The organism is Novosphingobium nitrogenifigens DSM 19370 (assembly GCF_000192575.1).
Taxonomy (GTDB): Bacteria; Pseudomonadota; Alphaproteobacteria; order Sphingomonadales; family Sphingomonadaceae; genus Novosphingobium; species Novosphingobium nitrogenifigens.
On record NZ_GL876947.1, the window covers coordinates 1 to 949 of the forward strand.

The window sequence follows — 949 nt, forward strand, 5'->3', positions numbered from 1 at the left end:
TGATTCGGAATTATCCGAGGTAAATTCAAAGCCTTGCAATGCGGCGGACGAAGAGCTGGATTGAGGCGATGAACAGCCATGCGGTTGCCGAGGCGATAGTCTGCTCGAAGTCCTTGGCGAGGCGGCGATTTCGGTTGAGCCACGCCAGCGTCCGCTCGACGACCCAACGGCGCGGGAGGACGACGAAGCCCTTGGACGTATCGGACCGTTTGACGATCTCGATGGTCCATTTGCCGATCCGGCGCAGCGCCTGGCGGAGTTTGTCGCCCGCATAGCCGCCATCGGCAAACACATGGCGCAGCCACGGGAACCGCTTGATGATCTCCGCCAGCACCAGCGGCGCGCCATCACGGTCTTGAATATCGGCGGTGTGGATCACGGCGTGGACCAGATTGCCCTCGGTGTCTGTCAGGATGTGGCGCTTGCGGCCTTTGATCTTCTTGCCCGCATCGTAGCCGCGGGGGCCACCGCTTTCGGTGGTTTTCACGCTCTGGCTATCGATCACCCCCGCACTGGGCGAGGCCTCGCGCCCGGCCGCCTCGCGCCCGCTCAGCAATAGGGCATGATTGAGCGACAACCAGAGCCGGTTGTCCCGCCACAGATAAAACCAGCGCCGCACTGTTGAGACCGGCGGGAAGCACGGGGGCAGCATCCGCCACGGCAGACCCCCGCGCAGCAGATACAGGATCGCCTCGACGATCCGCCTGAGCGGCCATTTGCGCGGGCGGCCCACCCGCGAAGGCGGCGGCAAAAGCGGCTCCAGCAGCGCCCATTCTGCGTCGGTCAAATTGCTTGGCAAAGCCAAGTCCGCGCGGGCATACTGCGCCCGAGTGGTGTCGGTCCACATCGTTGATCTCCGGTAGTCTTCGCAAAACCACCTGAATCAACGACTTGGGCTGGCGTCAAGCTAACCCGCTGACACCACTCAACTTAATTTCGGATCAGGCTC

The 949-nt window shown here is 62.9% G+C and carries 1 protein-coding gene; it reads right to left on the reverse strand.

Translation table 11 applies throughout. From position 1 onward, the window contains the following. Positions 1–25: 25 nt before the first annotated feature. Positions 26–847 (reverse strand): IS5 family transposase, encoded by an 822-nt coding sequence (locus Y88_RS18690; RefSeq protein WP_018076126.1) that lies wholly within the window; start codon positions 845–847, stop codon positions 26–28. Positions 848–949 lie beyond the last annotated feature (102 nt).